14 protein-coding genes and 1 tRNA gene are annotated in these 15,706 nt (G+C 59.4%); 5 read left to right on the forward strand and 10 right to left on the reverse strand.

Going from position 1 to position 15,706, the window contains the following annotated elements:
• Positions 1–121: 121 nt before the first annotated feature.
• The 5 genes from H0482_RS15180 to H0482_RS15200 all read right to left on the reverse strand — a co-directional run bounded on the left by H0482_RS15180 (position 122) and on the right by H0482_RS15200 (position 7,444).
• Positions 122–361 (reverse strand): hypothetical protein, encoded by a 240-nt coding sequence (locus H0482_RS15180; RefSeq protein WP_193730917.1) that lies wholly within the window; start codon positions 359–361, stop codon positions 122–124.
• Between the two features lie 10 nt (positions 362–371).
• Positions 372–1,775 (reverse strand): restriction endonuclease subunit S, encoded by a 1,404-nt coding sequence (locus H0482_RS15185; RefSeq protein WP_193730918.1) that lies wholly within the window; start codon positions 1,773–1,775, stop codon positions 372–374.
• Positions 1,772–3,253, reverse strand: coding sequence for a class I SAM-dependent DNA methyltransferase (locus H0482_RS15190; RefSeq protein WP_193730919.1), 1,482 nt, complete (start codon positions 3,251–3,253; stop codon positions 1,772–1,774). The genes H0482_RS15185 and H0482_RS15190 overlap by 4 nt, the downstream gene beginning before the upstream one ends.
• Complete coding sequence (gene hsdR, locus H0482_RS15195; RefSeq protein ID WP_330998278.1) at positions 3,253–6,633, reverse strand: type I restriction-modification system endonuclease; 3,381 nt, start codon at positions 6,631–6,633, stop codon at positions 3,253–3,255. The genes H0482_RS15190 and hsdR overlap by 1 nt, the downstream gene beginning before the upstream one ends.
• Before the next feature lie 70 nt (positions 6,634–6,703).
• Positions 6,704–7,444: an NYN domain-containing protein gene (locus tag H0482_RS15200; RefSeq protein ID WP_193730921.1), complete on the reverse strand. Its 741-nt coding sequence runs from the start codon at positions 7,442–7,444 to the stop codon at positions 6,704–6,706.
• A 269-nt stretch (positions 7,445–7,713) separates the two neighbouring features.
• On the opposite strand from H0482_RS15200, the gene H0482_RS15205 reads away from it, so the two are divergent.
• Both H0482_RS15205 and H0482_RS15210 read left to right on the forward strand, forming a co-directional pair.
• Positions 7,714–8,562, forward strand: coding sequence for a hypothetical protein (locus H0482_RS15205; RefSeq protein ID WP_193730922.1), 849 nt, complete (start codon positions 7,714–7,716; stop codon positions 8,560–8,562).
• A complete protein-coding gene (locus H0482_RS15210) occupies positions 8,562–9,080 on the forward strand; it encodes a Panacea domain-containing protein (RefSeq protein ID WP_193730923.1) in 519 nt (172 codons plus the stop codon). Before H0482_RS15205 ends, H0482_RS15210 begins: the two co-directional genes overlap by 1 nt.
• Positions 9,081–9,109: 29 nt before the next feature.
• On the opposite strand, the gene H0482_RS16990 is transcribed toward H0482_RS15210, so the two are convergent.
• The 4 genes from H0482_RS16990 to H0482_RS15230 all read right to left on the reverse strand — a co-directional run bounded on the left by H0482_RS16990 (position 9,110) and on the right by H0482_RS15230 (position 12,249).
• The gene (locus tag H0482_RS16990; RefSeq protein WP_193730924.1) at positions 9,110–10,093 is read right to left on the reverse strand and encodes a site-specific integrase; all 984 of its coding nucleotides are present in this window, start codon (positions 10,091–10,093) and stop codon (positions 9,110–9,112) included.
• 159 nt (positions 10,094–10,252) lie between these two features.
• A complete protein-coding gene (locus H0482_RS17045) occupies positions 10,253–10,804 on the reverse strand; it encodes a DUF488 domain-containing protein (protein ID WP_193730925.1) in 552 nt (183 codons plus the stop codon).
• A 641-nt stretch (positions 10,805–11,445) separates the two neighbouring features.
• Positions 11,446–11,988: a hypothetical protein gene (locus H0482_RS15225; protein ID WP_193730926.1), complete on the reverse strand. Its 543-nt coding sequence runs from the start codon at positions 11,986–11,988 to the stop codon at positions 11,446–11,448.
• Positions 11,989–12,172: 184 nt separating this feature from the next.
• A tRNA-Pro gene (locus H0482_RS15230) sits at positions 12,173–12,249 on the reverse strand.
• A gap of 289 nt (positions 12,250–12,538) precedes the next feature.
• On the opposite strand from H0482_RS15230, the gene H0482_RS15235 reads away from it, so the two are divergent.
• From H0482_RS15235 to nirK, 3 genes are all read left to right on the forward strand, one after another.
• The gene (locus H0482_RS15235; RefSeq protein WP_193730927.1) at positions 12,539–12,982 is read left to right on the forward strand and encodes a universal stress protein; all 444 of its coding nucleotides are present in this window, start codon (positions 12,539–12,541) and stop codon (positions 12,980–12,982) included.
• A gap of 189 nt (positions 12,983–13,171) precedes the next feature.
• Positions 13,172–13,411 (forward strand): hypothetical protein, encoded by a 240-nt coding sequence (locus tag H0482_RS15240; protein ID WP_193730928.1) that lies wholly within the window; start codon positions 13,172–13,174, stop codon positions 13,409–13,411.
• Positions 13,412–13,496: 85 nt separating this feature from the next.
• Positions 13,497–14,654 (forward strand): copper-containing nitrite reductase, encoded by a 1,158-nt coding sequence (nirK, locus tag H0482_RS15245; RefSeq protein ID WP_193730929.1) that lies wholly within the window; start codon positions 13,497–13,499, stop codon positions 14,652–14,654.
• A 53-nt stretch (positions 14,655–14,707) separates the two neighbouring features.
• On the opposite strand, the gene H0482_RS15250 is transcribed toward nirK, so the two are convergent.
• Positions 14,708–15,664: a helix-turn-helix domain-containing protein gene (locus H0482_RS15250; protein WP_193730930.1), complete on the reverse strand. Its 957-nt coding sequence runs from the start codon at positions 15,662–15,664 to the stop codon at positions 14,708–14,710.
• Positions 15,665–15,706: the final 42 nt, after the last annotated feature.

The raw sequence follows: 15,706 nt of genomic DNA on the forward strand, positions 1-15,706 counted from the left end.
GAGCCGCCCAAATGGACGCCCATTTTGCCGTCTACTTCCAAAATCCAAACCCTCCGTCACGCGAATCCGCGCAGAATGGCTGGATCAAGTCAAAAATGGCAGGAGGGGATCGGCGTCGCGCTTACGACCACTCCGCGCCGCTGGCGTCGGCCAATTCCTTGTAGGAGATGTACCGGCCCTCTGCTGCGGCTTTACGGATCAAGTCGAACGATTTCTGAAAGTCGAGGCCGAGCCCTTTGCGTCTTGCGAGTTCTTTCAGCGCCGCAAGATAGTAGGGCTCGTAGAGTTTTCCGGCTTTGCGGTGGTTCTCAATGACATTCCGCAGCTGTTGGTCGGTGTGATCTTCGATTGGCTTGGCCAACAGTCTATCCTCACACTCTTGCCTTGCGGCCAACCTTGGCTCTTGGTGTCGCGCTGCGTTCGGCCCTGATCCGCTCCAGCAACACGCCCGCAGGTTCGTCCTCGGGGTTTTGCGGCACGAGTTCGCCTCGAAAGGCTTTGGCGAGGACGGCCTGATCGAGCCGGTCTATTGATTTTCGGGCATTGGTGGCCTCGGACGCAAGACGGTCGATCCAGAAAAAGGCTCTTTCGATACGACTGACTATTTCCATTTGCTCAAGCAAAGGCGCTGTTGGAATTCGCACCATCGCGAGCGTGTCCAAGTTGATGTTTTTTTGAGCGGTTGCCGGAGCAAAAGCCTGCAGCTCGCTCCGCGCAGTCCGGAGGAAGAACTCGACGTAGCTGGCCTCAACGCGTTCCGCATCAGGCAAAAAGCCTACAACGCTGTCTGGGAAACAGGCGTCTATACCCAAGATCGCAGTTTCTGCGATGTTTGCGGCAATGGTTATGCAGACGGTGCCGGCGGGCCACAACTTGCTTTGCGCGAGGCCGAAGTCACTATAGGTTTGCTCAAATGTGCCTAGAAACCGATCCGCCTGTCTGACTTCGCCGGTCTGTACAAACGGGTAAGGCCCTCCGAAAAGACGCTCGTCGTTTCGGGGGCGATGGCGCGACTTGCCTCTATCCAAATCACCAAGCTGAGGTAGTCGATACCATCGCCAGCCTGCGGGGACCTCATATGGGGGGTGGAAGCCGCCAACGTCAGTGTATTTTTGTTTGATCTGGGTCATTGGCCGAGCGTTCACACCTATGAAGCTCGGCTGGTCACGCCGCCATTCCCTTGTGAGATCGCCTCGGAAGGCCGCCGCCAGCACGGCCTGTTTGTATTTCTCGACAAGGCGGGGAACGTGGTCGAGGTGATCGCGGGCGCGTTTGGATTTGCCGGTGAGGCTGTCGATCTTCGTCACGATCCGCCGTTGCTCGGGGAGCGGAGGGAGAGCAATGGCGGTCTCCTCGAACTTGCCCTTGGTCACGTGACGCAGACCCACCCCGCCATGCGCTTTTGCTATCTGCTCATCAAGCGTCTGGTTAATCGCATAACGAAAAAAGGCTCTATCCAAGGTCTCGGTGTCCAAACGCACGTTGAAAATGTGCTGGTTCAGGACCGCCTTAGGCCCGTCCCAAATGTGCGCGCCAAACGACGTGCCGGGTGTGCCCGACCATGCAAACAGCAAGTCACCTCCTTCGATCAAGAAGCGCTCTTCCACATGTCCAGCATAATGGTTGAACTTGGCGTCTGGCCTGTTGAGGTTTTGGATACGAACAATTGGCAGCCCGGTGTCCGACCAGTCGGACGGCTTGAACGCCTTGCCATTCACGAGGTCACAGACTGCCCCTATAGTGGTCTCGGCCCATCCGAGTGGCAGCTCGCTCATTCTGCCGCCTCCACGACGGCAGCGGCCTCCTCGACGCTATCCGGCTCGATCTCCTCGGACAGTGCCTCGATCTCCTCCAGCGCCGCCTTGAGGTGGCCGATAATGGCGGCGGCAATGTCTTCCGGATCGGTTAACGCCTCCTCGGCTTCGGCCTCGGTGTCGCGCAGCCATGCGATGTCGAGATTGTCGTTGCGGGCGGTGATGGCCTCGCGGCTGAACACCCGCCAGCGTCCAGCCTCGCCCTGGTCCATGCGCTCGGCCCCGCCATTCGGATCGGAGCCATAGGCGGTCTCGAAGGCGGCGAAATCAGCGACGGCCAGCGGACGTGTCTTGCCGAAAGCAGGCATGTTCGCCCGCATGTCATAGACCCAGACCGCCTTGGTGTTGGCCTTGTCCGCCCTGCCACGCTGGAAGAACAGCACGTTGGTCTTGACGCCCTGCGCGTAGAAAATGCCGGTAGGTAGTCGCAGGATCGTGTGCAGGTTGCAGAGGTCCATCAGCCATGTGCGCAGGCGGCGGCCCGTGTTGTCCTCGAACAATACGTTGTCGGGTACGACCACGGCGGCGCGGCCGCCGGGTTTCAGTGCGCGGACGATGTGCTCGACAAAGGCAAGCTGCTTGTTCGACGTGTCCGCTGTTACCGAGAAGTCCGAGCGGGTGGGGCGACCGCCACCCTTCTTGGTGCCGAAGGGCGGATTGGTCAGGATCAGGTCGGCCTTGGGCAGCGCCTCACCATCCGGCGACAGCGTGTCGATTAACTCCACGCCGCCCTCAATGCCGTGTAACAGCAAGTTCATCAGGCAGAGCCGATGCGTGTCCGGCACCAGCTCGCCCCCGACGTACGCGTTGTGGCGCTGGAAGAAGGCTTTGGCCTCTGGCAGCGTGTAGAGGTCGTCCGTGTGATCCTTGATGTAGCGGTCGGCTGCGACGAGAAAGCCTGCGGTGCCAGCCGCCGGGTCCTGAACCGTTTCACTTGGCTGCGGTTGCATGAGCCGCACGATGCAGTCGATCAGCGGACGAGGCGTGAAGTATTGGCCAGCGCCAGACTTCTTGTCGGCTGCGTTCTTCTCCAGCAGGCCCTCATAAAGATTTCCCAAACCCTCCTCGCGGGCTGAGAACCAGTCGAGTTGGTCGATGTTCGAGGTCAGCGCCTTTAGGTTGGTCGGCTTGCGCAACCGGGTCTGCGCGTCGGTGAAGATCGCAGCGACGAGACCATCTTTGGCTTTGCCGAGTTCGAGCAGCATGGCTTTGTAGTAGTCGAGCTGCTGCAGTCCCGCCGTCTTGGCTAGGACGCGCCAACGGTAGTCATCTGGTAGGCGGCTCTCCTTGCCAGTCTCCTCCAGCATCTTAAGGAACAGCAGGTAGGTCAGCTCAGTCACATACTCATTGTAAGTGATGCCATCGTCGCGCAGTACGTTACATAGGCTCCAGAGCTTGGCGACGATGTCAGCGGTCGGACTTGGCAGATTTGCGAGCATTAGGCGGTCTTCTTCCACATTTCTTCGTTAATCCCGGCGAGGATGGTCTCAAGCTCGCCGCCGAACACCTTGTTGAGCCGGGTGAAGCCTCCATCGGCGATGAAGGGCTCCTTGTCGATGGCCTCACGATCCACGACGACCTCTTTCTCGATCTGCTCGCCGATGCGCTTCAGCCATCGTTTCTGCGGCTCTGTCCACTGGCGGCTGGTCATAATTGACCGCATAGCCGTCCGGACGCGATCCTCATAGGGCGTGAGCGGGTCGCCAATGGCAGCCTGACGCACGAAGCCGATGATCGAGGCGGCAATTTCCTCGTTCTTTGCATCCGCCCATGCCCGGCGCAGGTTCGCCTCTGAGTAGCCCTTTCGGTCGAGTGCGAGACGCAGCTCCTTCAGATCTGCACGGGTCAGGTCACGCGGGCGCTGGATGACCAGCTTTAGTGCCGCGATGGCATTGACGTTGTCGCGCACGAAGGCGGAGAACCCCTCGAGAAAGTCTTCCGGCTTCTCAGCGTTGCCATAGCCACGAGTGACGGCCACGACTTCGTCGGCATGGTGCGAGATCGGGACATAGCGCGGATTGTCGCCCTCCGACTGCCAGTCGAGTATCGGGCCGACGGCGGCGCGGTCTCTGAGCCATGCAGCAAGCTGGGGCGCGGAGCCGGACAGGAGGCGCTGGAACATCGCCTCGGGCGTCTCGCCTGCCACGGCCTCGAACCGCTGGCGCGCTTCATCGGGCAGTTTCTTGAGGCGACGGCGTAGCTTGACCGCGATCTGCTCGCGGATCGTCTCCCGCTGGGCATCGTCGGTCGCACCAAGCATATCAGCCACTAGCTGTTCGAAGCTGATGGACGGGTTCACCACAACCGGCTTCATGTCGGTGAGGTTCTGGAGATGCGGGTATAGGTCCACGGCGTCGAAGATGCGGAACACCTCCTTGCCGATCTCATCGGAGCGGCGTGTCGCTCGCCCGATCATCTGTTCGTAGAGGATGCGGCTGTTAACGCGGCGCAGGAAGACGAGGTTGGTGATGTTTGGGACGTCGATGCCGGTGGTCAGCAAATCGACGGTCACGGCGATCTTCGGGTTGGCATCGTTGCGGAAGGAGCGGATCAATGTCTGCACCTTGTCTACGCTGCCGGTGATCTTCCTGACCGCCGTGTCGTCGATCTCGCCATAGGCGTCGGCAAACGCCTTCTTGAGGGCGTTGACCACGAGGTCGGCATGAGCATCGGTCGCCGCAAAGACGAGGGTCTTGCCGCCCAGCTCGGGGTCGATATGCTTCGCCAGTTCCTCGGCGACAACGCGGTTGAACTCCGGCGTGATAACCTGCCTGTTGAACTTCTCGATTTCGAAGTGCAGTTCGTCGGGCAAGGTGGCGGTGTCGATCTCTCCGCTCTTTGTGTCGAGGAGGTCGAGCTGCTCGTCCTTCTCGAAGGTGATCCCGGCGCGGGCCAGCGCCGTCTCTATCCTGATCGGCGGCTCATGGTCGATCAGGAAGCCGTCGATCACCGCCTCACGGTAGGAGTAGCGGAAGATAGGTTCGCCGAAGATGTCGGTGGTGTGCAAGGCGGGCGTGGCCGTCAGCCCGACTTTCACCGCATCAAAATACTCCAGCACGCGCCTGTACTTGGAGATGTAGTCGTCCTGCCCTCGGAACGACAGCTCGGCGTCGGACATCTCCCGATCGAGCAGGTAACCACGATGGCACTCGTCGATGACGATCAGGTCGTACTGATCGACGGGCGGAGCCTCCGACACATCCGCAGCGTAGAGCACCCGCTTCACCAGCCCCTGTATCGTGCAGATGTGGACCTTGGTCTCCATGTCGGGCGATACGTTGCCTAGACCCTTGAGCCCAAAAATCTCGGCAAAGGTTTTGCCGGACACCACCTTGGTCGTCGAGAACTCGCCCTCGGTCTGGTGGCCGAGAGCGGAGCGGTCCACGACGAAGCAGATGCGGCAGAACCGTTTGGCCGACAGTAGCCGATAGAGCAATGCGATGGCGAGCTTGGTCTTGCCGGTGCCCGTTGCCATCGCCACCAGCATCGACCGCTCACCCTCCGAGAGTGCGGTCTCTACGGCACGGATCGCAGCCTCCTGATAGTGCCGGAGCGGGAAGCCGAACTCGAACGGCTGGGTCTTCAGCGCCGCATCTGCCGCGTCTTGATCGACTTCCAGAAGCCCCAAAAGGCCCGCTGGGGTTAGCCAATTCACCAGCGCGCGACGATGGTTGGCGCTGCGGCGCGTATCCCGGAACCAGATGCCGCTCTCGGTCTCGATCTGCTTGAGGTATGACCGTCCATTGGCTGCGAACACGAATGGCACGCGATGCTCACCCCATGGACCACCAGCGAACGTGAAGTCACCGCTCTCCCTAATCCCCGCTGAATACCGCTGTGATTGGTCAATGGCCGCTGAGATGTTCTTGCGCTTGCGCTTGGCCTCAACGACCCCGATCAGGATTGTGCCGACGAACAGTGCATAGTCGGCGGGACCATTCGCTGTCGGCCACTCGGCAATTGCCATGTTGCGGCCCTTGGCGGGTCGCGCCCCAGCGCTGTAGCGCAACGCTTTGGTGTCGGCTTCCCAGCCGTTTTCACGTAACTGCTGATCGATGAGGGCGCGGGTCTGCGCCTCATCGAGATCGAGCTTGGTGGCAGCCTGCTCACCACGCTCCACCAGCTCCTGAACCTCGGCGCGGGATGCCGCCTCCGCGTCGGCCTGCAAGCTCGCCAGCTTGGCAGCAATGGCCGATTTCTCAGTTTCGCTCTCCTGAGCAAGCTGCTCCCACGCGGCCCGTTCGTCGGCCTCGCGCCCAAGTCTATCTTCGACCGTCTCGCGGGCACGAGCATGTTCCTCTGCTACCCGCTGAGCCGCAGCGGCGGCATCCTCGCTCTCCGCGACCTTCTGTCGGAGGGCATCAATCTCCTGCCGCAGCGACGCGGTCGCATCTACAGGCTCAGGTGGTGGGGTGAAAACACCGGGATCGAAGTCGGGCTGGCTGCCGTAGGTCCGGGCGAACCATACGCCCAAGGCCCGTGCGAACTTCAAAGCGGTCAGCGCTTCGCCGTGTCCACCCTTGCCCTCGTGCACCGCCGCGTTACCCGCCTTTCGCAGCGCGTGGAAGATATCCGCAACTTCTCTTGGAATTAACCGGTCGTAAGAAAGACGTCGCAGCGTGTCGTCGAAGGTCTCGCGCTCCTCGCGATAGGCTCCGTGCCGGGCGGCGATCAACTTGGCGGTAAGTTCGGCGAATTGCCTGAGCTTGACAATGGCCGTCGAAGGGTCGTCGCGGAAGTATCGTTCCGCAAGACCCCCGAAAGCTACCAGTCGTGTGTCGTGATCGCCAAGAAAGGCGAAGTTACTCGGCGATCCCACTGCCCCTCCATGGTTGCGATCACCCGACATGAATGCATGGCAAAGTTGCAAATGTCTAACGCGACGCAGACTATTTTTGACGTTTCTTCCCTCTCGGCTTCACCCGGATGCGCAGAGCCCGACCCTCGGGGTGGTCCAGCTCGAAGGCATCTGTTTGTCGCACAAGATCGCTGAGCTTGCGGAAACCGAAGGTGCGGGGGTCGAAATCGGACGCAAGGTTGGCAAGCTGGTTGCCTACAGCGCCCAGCGGCACCCAGCCATCGTCGGTCTCCATCTGTTCAATAACACGCATCAGGATTGGCACAGCATCAGCGTGGGATTGCAAGGGCGCGGCCTTGGCCCCCGGTTCATCGGCGTTCGCCGGAGCCTCAGGCAGTAGGTTTTCGGTGTACACGAAGCGGCGGCAGGCTTGGCGGAAGCTCTCTGGCGTCTTTTGCTCGCCGAACCCGAACACATCAATGCCTTGCTCCCGAATGCGTGCGGCGAGGCGCGTGAAGTCGCTATCCGATGACACCAGACAGAAGCCATCGAAGCGACCACTGTGCAGTAGGTCCATCGCGTCGATTACTAAGGTGATGTCAGAGGCATTCTTGCCAGTGGTGTAGGCGAACTGTTGCTGCGGGATGATGGCGTGCTTTGACAGCACCTCGGCCCATGCCTTCGATCGGGAGCTGGAAAAATCGCCATAGATGCGCCGGACGCTGGCCTCCCCCATCTTGGCAATTTCCTCGAATAGACCATCAGCGATGCGGGCCGAGGCGTTGTCGGCATCGATCAGGACAGCGAGGCGGGGGGAGCGTGTGTCAGGCATGGTCGGGGTCCGGTGGCTATAGGCCACTATGCCAACTTGGACCGGCTTTGGGTCAAGAGAGGCGGCCCGTTGGGGGCGGATTTTTGGGTCGCGATAATGGAGAATATCCCAGTTGGGCCTGAACAGCTTGCCTTGGCCTTGAACAACTTCTGATCCATCGTTTTCGCAGGCCTACATATCAACAATGGCGATGCAATGTTGTCGTGCACGACTTCATCCTCTAACTAGCTTCTGCAGGGTGGAGCGCCGCTCAAAGCGATGAAGGGCAGTTGTTGTCAGTGAAGCGACGCAAAGCATGGGAGGCGTTTCTCGATTTCTGTGCCGTCTGGGTGCAGCCCGGTCTGGTTCTTGTCGTGCTTCTGTCCGGCACCATGCTGAGCTTCGATTTTGCTGCTTTGGCGTTACAGTATCCGGAATGGCGCGGCGTGTTTGGCGTTCTCCAAGCAACGCCACTTTTTGTCGTTCTCTTGATCGCAGGTTTGGTCAGCTTCGCACTTAGCATACTTGAAACAAGGCGGCACGGAACGCTCGCCACGATGAGGAGCCATCTCCGTCAACGTCAGTCTGAAATAGATGAGATAGGCAATAGCATCACCATCTTGTTCGACGGCCTCCTACTTAATGTGGGCAGAAAGCTGCAACTGACAGAAGGGGCGCAGGTCCGTGTTTCACTGTACATGCACGACAAAAATCAGAAAGCGTTTGTCAGGTGTGGTCGGTACTCTCCGAACCCTGTTTTCGCCGAACCCGGCCGTACCTCTTACCCCGATGATGAAGGCTGTATTGCGCAGGGCTGGCTGAAGGAATGGCATTTTGACAATCAAGTGCCAGCCAACGGCGCTGCACGACGCTCATATAATCAAAAACAATACGCGATCCCGGACCACGTGAATGAAGCTATCAGGATGAAGTCGCGGCTATATGCGGCTCGCCGCCTCGATGATGCGCTTGGAACCGCCGTGGCAGTACTGGTTGTAGAAGCCATAGAGCCAGATCATTTTGAAGAGGAATTCATCCGTGCTACGCTTGACGGTGTGGCTGATGATTTTGCCCGAATGATCCATACGCTGCATCGATATATTCCGAACCCCGCCAATGCGGCAGAAAGTGGGTTGTGATGGCCGAACTATCCGAAGCGATGGCCTATATCATCGGACACTACCCTGACCATATGTCTCACGAGCTATCGAACGCTCGACTGACGAAAATGGTGTACTTGGCTGACTGGCATTATGTGCTGCAAACTGGCGGCCAGATGACCGATATCAAATGGTACTTCGATAATTTCGGCCCATTCGTGAAAGACATCGAGACGACAGCGGCGCAACGGGAAGACCTGTTTTCGGTTGACCTCGGCAATAATATGTATGGCCAGCCGAAAAAGACCTTCTCCCTTAAGAACGAAGCATACGAGCCAGCAATTTCTGCCGAAGAGCGGAATTCCTTGAACCATGTGATTGAAGTCACCAAGCGTCTCTACTGGGACGGCTTTATCAAACTCGTCTACTCAACCCATCCTATTGCTAGCTCACAACGCTACACTTATCTCGATCTCGTCCAGAAAGCGAAAGAGTACAAGGCGGTTGGCGCAAGCGTAGCTGGGGCCGCCGATCCGCTCGTCGGCGTGGACGGTTGAGCGGTGAACGCGCTTTTCAGGACCGCTTTTTAGAGTATTCTCGCTATAGCCGGATCGCTGAACATGTCCACCTGTCGGAGGTAGCGGGCCATTGAGGCTTCGCTTTTATGGCCGGTCGTCTCGCGGATTTTGGCCGAGGGCGCTCCGGCCAGCGCGGCTGCTGTTACGAACCCGCATCTCAACGAGTGGCCGCTGAACCCGCTGGGGTCGTACCCTGCCGCCTCCATGCGGGTCTTGATGACCAATGAGACGGCCTCCCCCGAAATTCCACGGTCGAGGATATGGCCGTGCTTATCCACGCCTCGGAAAACCGGCCCGGACTGAAGCTGAGCAAAAGCCGTCCATTCGGCCAGCGCCTTGACCGGACAATGCCGTGTTCGTCCGGGTGGGACTGCGATCGAACGCCCGTGGCCTTCCTGATCGGTTTTGCTTCGCCGAACCGTTACGGTGAGCCCCCGTGCTGACACTGCAATGTCTTTGAGGTCGAGGGCGACGAGTTCTGCCCGTCGCAGGGCTGTGCTGAAGCCCAGCAACAGGATCGCACGATCCCTGATATCTTTTGGTCGGTCTCCCAGCCTATCCAGCATGGCGAACAACTCGTCCCTTAGGATTGGCTGCGCTTGACGCTGGGCGCTGCCATAGGTGCGCCGGGCACCCGCCATCGTGGCCCTCACGACCTCCTCTTTAGTAGGGTCGGCATGCCCAGCGGATCGGTGGGCTTTGCTGAGAGCTGATAGCATCCGGCTGATAGAACTCGCGGCATGAGTGGCGGACAGTTCGGCTATAAAGCGGGACACGGTTGCTGGGTCGGCAGGAATTACGCCGCCCCACCGGCCAAAGACTGCTAGGTCAGAGGCGTATCCGCGCCTCGTATTAGCCGCCAAGCTCTCACGTAGCAGCTCTCTGACGGGCTCTCCGAGAGTATCAATTTCGGCAGGTGAACAGCGCCTGTCCTCCTTGATCGGAGCCGCGAAGATGTTTGCAATTAATTGCAAACTGTATCCTTCGCTCATTTCAATGAACGGCCACTGGAAGGTCGTCCCTGTTTCTTATCCTCATCACTGGAGAAGGGCCCTGATCTAGCCCTCGTACAACTAGACCTGCCGAGGCCCCCTTGAGGTCTTGAAGGTCGCCCACCTCCCAGACGAACCATCGAGGATCGCGTGTTTTCCTCATGCGAACTCTCCACGAAGACGCATCTCCTGCCGACGATATGCCTCGGCCAAGACGTCTTCTCTAGTGCCGAGTAGGTCGGGTTGTACCCGCGTCCGCGCTAGGAGCCTCTGCTCTGCCTCGAGGTGGGTCTCGATACTGCCGTCGCGGTGAATATGCTGGACCTCGACCCCATGCTCAGTGAGGTGACGCGAGATCAGTAGGAAACGATGACATTCGAGGACCTCGTGCTCCGAGCAGCAGATGGCGAGGCGCGTTCTTGGCATGATCTCGATGAGGCGGGCGATGCCGGTGCGGAAGGCGATGGTCTGGGCCATGTCCTCGTATCGGTGAGGGCCATGAGCAGGCATGCCGCCCAACTGGTCGCCCAAGAAGACGTAGGCCACGCCGACTTGGTTCAGGTTGGCTCGGAAGCGTGGCGCGGTGAAATGCGGGAGGCGGGATCGGGGCCGAGATCGAACATCTGCGATGGCTCCGATCCCATGCAGGTCAAGAAGGCGACGAAATGCGGGCCAGGCATGGTTCGAGTGGCCGATGGTCCTGATGCTCATGAAGATGCTCCTGATGATCAACAGGATAACACGATGGACACAGAAATGACATTAATTTCAGTGACTTAGCGATTTTTTTAGCCGTTGGGCGCACTCGATACTTGCGTCTAACCGATGCTTTCACAGCAGTAGTGGCAGAAGATCGCGCTAGGAAGGCTCACAGCCGAGGTGCGCAGCACGGATGGGGTAAAGGGTGCCGCCGCTGCCTCCCAGCCTCCTAGGGGGCCTTAGAACGTCCGCCATGGTGTCTGGACCGATCCTTAGTGCTACCCACAGCCCGCCGCGTATCCATGCCCTACCGGGTTCCGATGCAACGATCGTGAGGCGGGGGGCTATGGGGGGTGGAGGGTGAGCGAAGCGAACCTTCTTTCTTCCCCGGAATGGACGGCCACCGGATCAGCGCCAGCGGCGATTGCGAGAGGGAGGCGAAGCTGACCTCGCGCCCTACTGCTTACGAAGTAAGTAGTAGGAGATATCCTTGGTATTCTTATCCACGAAGTGGGTATTCCCTATGTGTATTCTATATAGAAGCCCCCGATTTCGGGGGTTACTCATGAAGCCCCCGATTTCAGGGGTTTCTCAAGAGACCCTCGATTTCGGTGGTTTCTCGTGCGCGTAGAGAGACCCCCGATTTCGGGGGTTTAGGGGGTGCTTTCCGCTGTCTCAAACAGCCGCCGAAACAGGTAGGGAAGTTCATCCTTGCTGACCTTAAAGGCTTGGGTCTTGATGCCCTCCCCTTTGTCCACCAGCGTCATCTTGGTTGCACCCATCATCCCGTCCACCTCGAACCAGATGGCTTTCACCCGGATATGGATCAAGCGTCGGTTCATCGGGTCATGAGGTGACAACCGCCCCCGCTTGACGACCACATAAGGGCTGGACTTGAGGTCGGCAAAGGCACGTTCCAGTTGCTTTTCCGACATGCCGGTGCCGTCTTGCACGTCTTTCGATGACAGGATGAGGAACCGCAAGTGTTGCCCATCATGCTCCCGAACGGGGAACCTTGCCGGATCGGCGTGGACCCAAAGCTCAAGCAGCGCATGGAGGAGCCGGGCAGCGCCCGCCCCTTCCACGAGAGAATGAACAATCGCCACGGTAGTGGGGCGAACCTTAAAGACGCTGGTGTGCTTGGCCTTTGCGTCCGTGCCGTTCGGTTTCTGGGTCTTCGGGATCACCAGCGCCATGGATCGCCCGCCGTTACATGCGGGAAACCCAAGCAACCCGCCAGTTTCGCCTCCAAATCAGTCTGGGGGTTTTTCTGGGGATTTGGGTTCCTTAGAGCGGATTTATGGGGGTTTAGCCTCCCTTGCACGGACATGAGCCCGTGCAGCAGAAGTGCAAAGAACCTAACGATTTCAGTAGGTTTAATGGTCGGAGCGGCCGGATTTGAACCGACGACCCTTTGTCCCCCAGACAAATGCGCTACCAGGCTGCGCTACGCCCCGACTGCGCGGAGACATAGGCAAAGGGGGCTTTCGAGGCAAGCCCCAAAATTCGCCTCGACAAAACAAAAGGAAAATTCGGTGCAGGTTTGCACAGATTGGCGGGGCCGGTCCGACCAGACGCCCCCCACGGCTTGTCCTGCCGTTTACGGCGTCCCGGAGTGGAAGGACTCTCCGCATTGGGCGGACCAAGGGCAGATCGGGCAGCCGGACGGGGCTTCTGGGCGCCAAGGCGAAGGGGATGATTTCGTATTTGACCGGCGCTATGATCAGCCGATCGCGAGGGGCATGCATGACCTACAAAACCATTCTGGCGGCCTGTGACGGGACTGACCTCGGCAATGAAGCGGTGATCCATGCTGCTCGCCTGGCCGCGGCGATCGGGGCGTCTGTTTCGGTGATCGCCGTTTCGCCGCCGCCCCCTACCTTTGCTGCGTCCGAAATCGGCTGGAGCATCCCCGCCTCGGTCTATGATGAAATCCACACCGCCAATGCGGCCAAGGCGAAGCGGATATTTGCCGAGGCCGCCAGGATTTCCGGAGTCGCTTTCAAGGACAGTATCCATATCGAGAACAGTGGCCCGGCTGAAGCGATCATCGATGTGGCGGGTCAGATCGGCGCCGACCTGATCGTGATGGGATCGCACGGCTATCGTGGCATCAGCAAGCTCGTCCTGGGAAGCCAGGCTGCAAAGGTTCTGTCCCATTCAGGCGTGCCGGTTCTGATCGTAAAATAGGCGCTTCACGGCCAATTGAAGGGCCACAAGTTCAAACCGGAGCGGCACCGGCGCCGGAAGCGTGCCGGACACCGCAGGCTCGCGCCCTGACCGCCTCGATCATTTCCGGGTGGGCATGGGCTTTGGAACAACGTTTCTTGACCATCCCATGTGCCTGCCCGAGAGTATCGGAGCGGACAGGAGGCTATCATGGACCAGGAAAACGTGGTGCAGGACGTCAGTGTCGAGATTGATGGGCAAATTCACACGGCCAGCTACTTCGTGGAGAATGGGACCATACACGCCAATCTGGGGAACCAGACTTACCTCCTGCCCATTGGGCCAGTACCGGCAAACGAAGCAGTGAAAAGCCTGATTGCCGGAACGTTGCGACGCAGGGGTTTTCGCGCAACCTTGGCGCGTAAATGGTTTTCGCATGACGTGAAATAGTCGCGAATGGGCAGCGCCGGAACGTGATCGCAGCCGGACCGCCTCACCTCCTCGCGGCCAGCCTTTTGTTTTGAGGAGAGCAAAAATGTCTGACAATGCCGACGAAACGCCACCCGGTCCCGCCATCAGCCGCCGCGGGCTACTTGCCGGCACAGCCGGCCTGACACTGGCCGGCGCCGTAGGAGGCCAGGCCCTGGCGCAGCAGGCCAGCAATGCCGCCCAGCAACATGCCACGCATATGTCGCATGGCAGCAGCAGCCTTAGCAGTCGGCTCTATCAGATCAATCCGGACATGCCGGAGCACAACGATATTGCCCACGATCCGACGGACATTCCACCACCTATCGACCGCCGCGAGCCGCAGACTGTGCGCGTGGAACTCGAAACGATCGAGTTGGAGGCTCACCTCGATTCCAACAGCACATTTCGCTTCTGGACCTTTAATGCGCGCGTCCCCGGCCCGTTCATCCGTGTGCGGGTCGGCGATACGGTCGAATGCTATTTCAAGAATTCTGAAGACAGTTGGATGGCCCACAATGTGGACTTCCACGCCACGACCGGACCCGGCGGCGGCGCCGTTCTGACCACCGCCCTTCCCGGCGAGGAATTCGCTTTCCGCTTCAAGGCGCTCAATCCGGGCCTCTACGTCTATCATTGTGCGGTGGCGCCGGTGGCGCTGCATATCGCCAATGGCATGTACGGCATGATCCTGGTCGAGCCGGAAGAGGGTCTGGCCCCCGTGGACCGGGAATTTTACGTCATGCAGGGCGAAATCTATACCGAGGAAGAGTTCGGCAGCGCCGGCCTGCTGACGGAAAGCTACGACAAGCTCATCAACGAGCGCCCTGAATATTTCGTTTTCAACGGCCATGTCGGAGCGCTTACCGATCATTTCCCCCTTCGCGCCAATGTGGGCGAGACCGTGCGCATTTTCTTCGGTGTCGGCGGCCCCAACTTCACCTCCTCCTTTCACGTGATCGGCGAGATATTCGATCGCGTCTATGTGAACGCCTCGCTGACCAGCCCGCCACTGACCAATGTTCAAACCGTGTCGGTTCCGCCCGGCGGCGCAGCGATGGTCGAGTTCAAATGCGAGGTGCCCGGCCGCTATGTGTTGGTCGATCATGCCCTCTCGCGCGCCGAACGCGGACTGGCCGGCTATCTGATCGTTGAAGGCGAGGAGCAGCCTGACATCTTTTCGCCGATTGGCGAACCGCCTGACCCGTCAATGTCCGGGCATTGATTGGCTATTCGGGCATAACCGAAGACCATGGCGCGGCACGCTGCGCCATGGGATCAGAAATAGGAACTGCCGGGGGCAGGCTGGACCGGCATTTGCACCTCGGGCCGGGCCCGAACGTCGCGGCGAAAATCGCTCGGCGACATGCCGGCCACCTTGCGGAATGACTTGTTGAAGGCGCTGAGCGAGCCGAAGCCGCTATCCATGGCGACGGCGAGCACACTGTCTTCGTCGCGCATCAGCATGGCCTGTGCATAGGACAGGCGCATGAGCAGGATATAATCGTTGAGCGTCATGCCGGTGGATTTCTTGAAGACGGTCATGGCGTATTTCGGGTGAACATCGGCGGCCACCGCAATGTCTACCGAGTCGATATCTTCCCGGAAATTGTCGGCGATATATTCGCAGATGCGCACGACGATGGGGGAGGCGTGATGATCGAGCCCGCCTTCATCCTCAACGGCCTTGCTGTCAGGCAGCAGGCTATAGGGAGAGAAGCGGATACGCTCGATCCGCAGCAGCAATTCGTCCACAGCCAGGCTCGCCTTCATCGGATCGCCCGAGCGCGCATAAATGTTCCATCGTGCGAAGTTTATCGGGTCGGAGGCGTCGGTTGCCCGCGTGAGCAGCGTCACTCCGCGCATCAATTGCGACTGCACATCCTGGGGCAGGCGCAGGCGAAAAAAATGCAGCAGCGGCAGATGACCGCCGGCATAGATCAAATCGTCCGAGGCGCCATCGAGCAGATGCGGCAGCCCGCCCCAGAACAGGGCAAGATCTCCCTGGCGAAAGGTAATGTCATAGCCGCTCATGCGGTAATGCGCCCAACCGCTGATGATGTAATTCACTTCGACCTGGGCGTGCCAATGCGCATGGCGCATAAGTAGCGGCGAAGCATAGAACATCTGGAGTGTCGTGGGCAAAAGCTCCACACCGTTGGCGCCGGGTTCGTAATACGCCCTTTCCATGATCTTACTTTCCGCCAATTCGACATTCCCGTTGTGAGCGACCATGCCCGGCATCCTTATAACTTAGGAAGGGCTCTGACCAAGAGC

The sequence above is a fragment of the Devosia faecipullorum genome (assembly GCF_015158295.1).
In the GTDB taxonomy this organism is placed as follows: domain Bacteria; phylum Pseudomonadota; class Alphaproteobacteria; order Rhizobiales; family Devosiaceae; genus Devosia; species Devosia faecipullorum.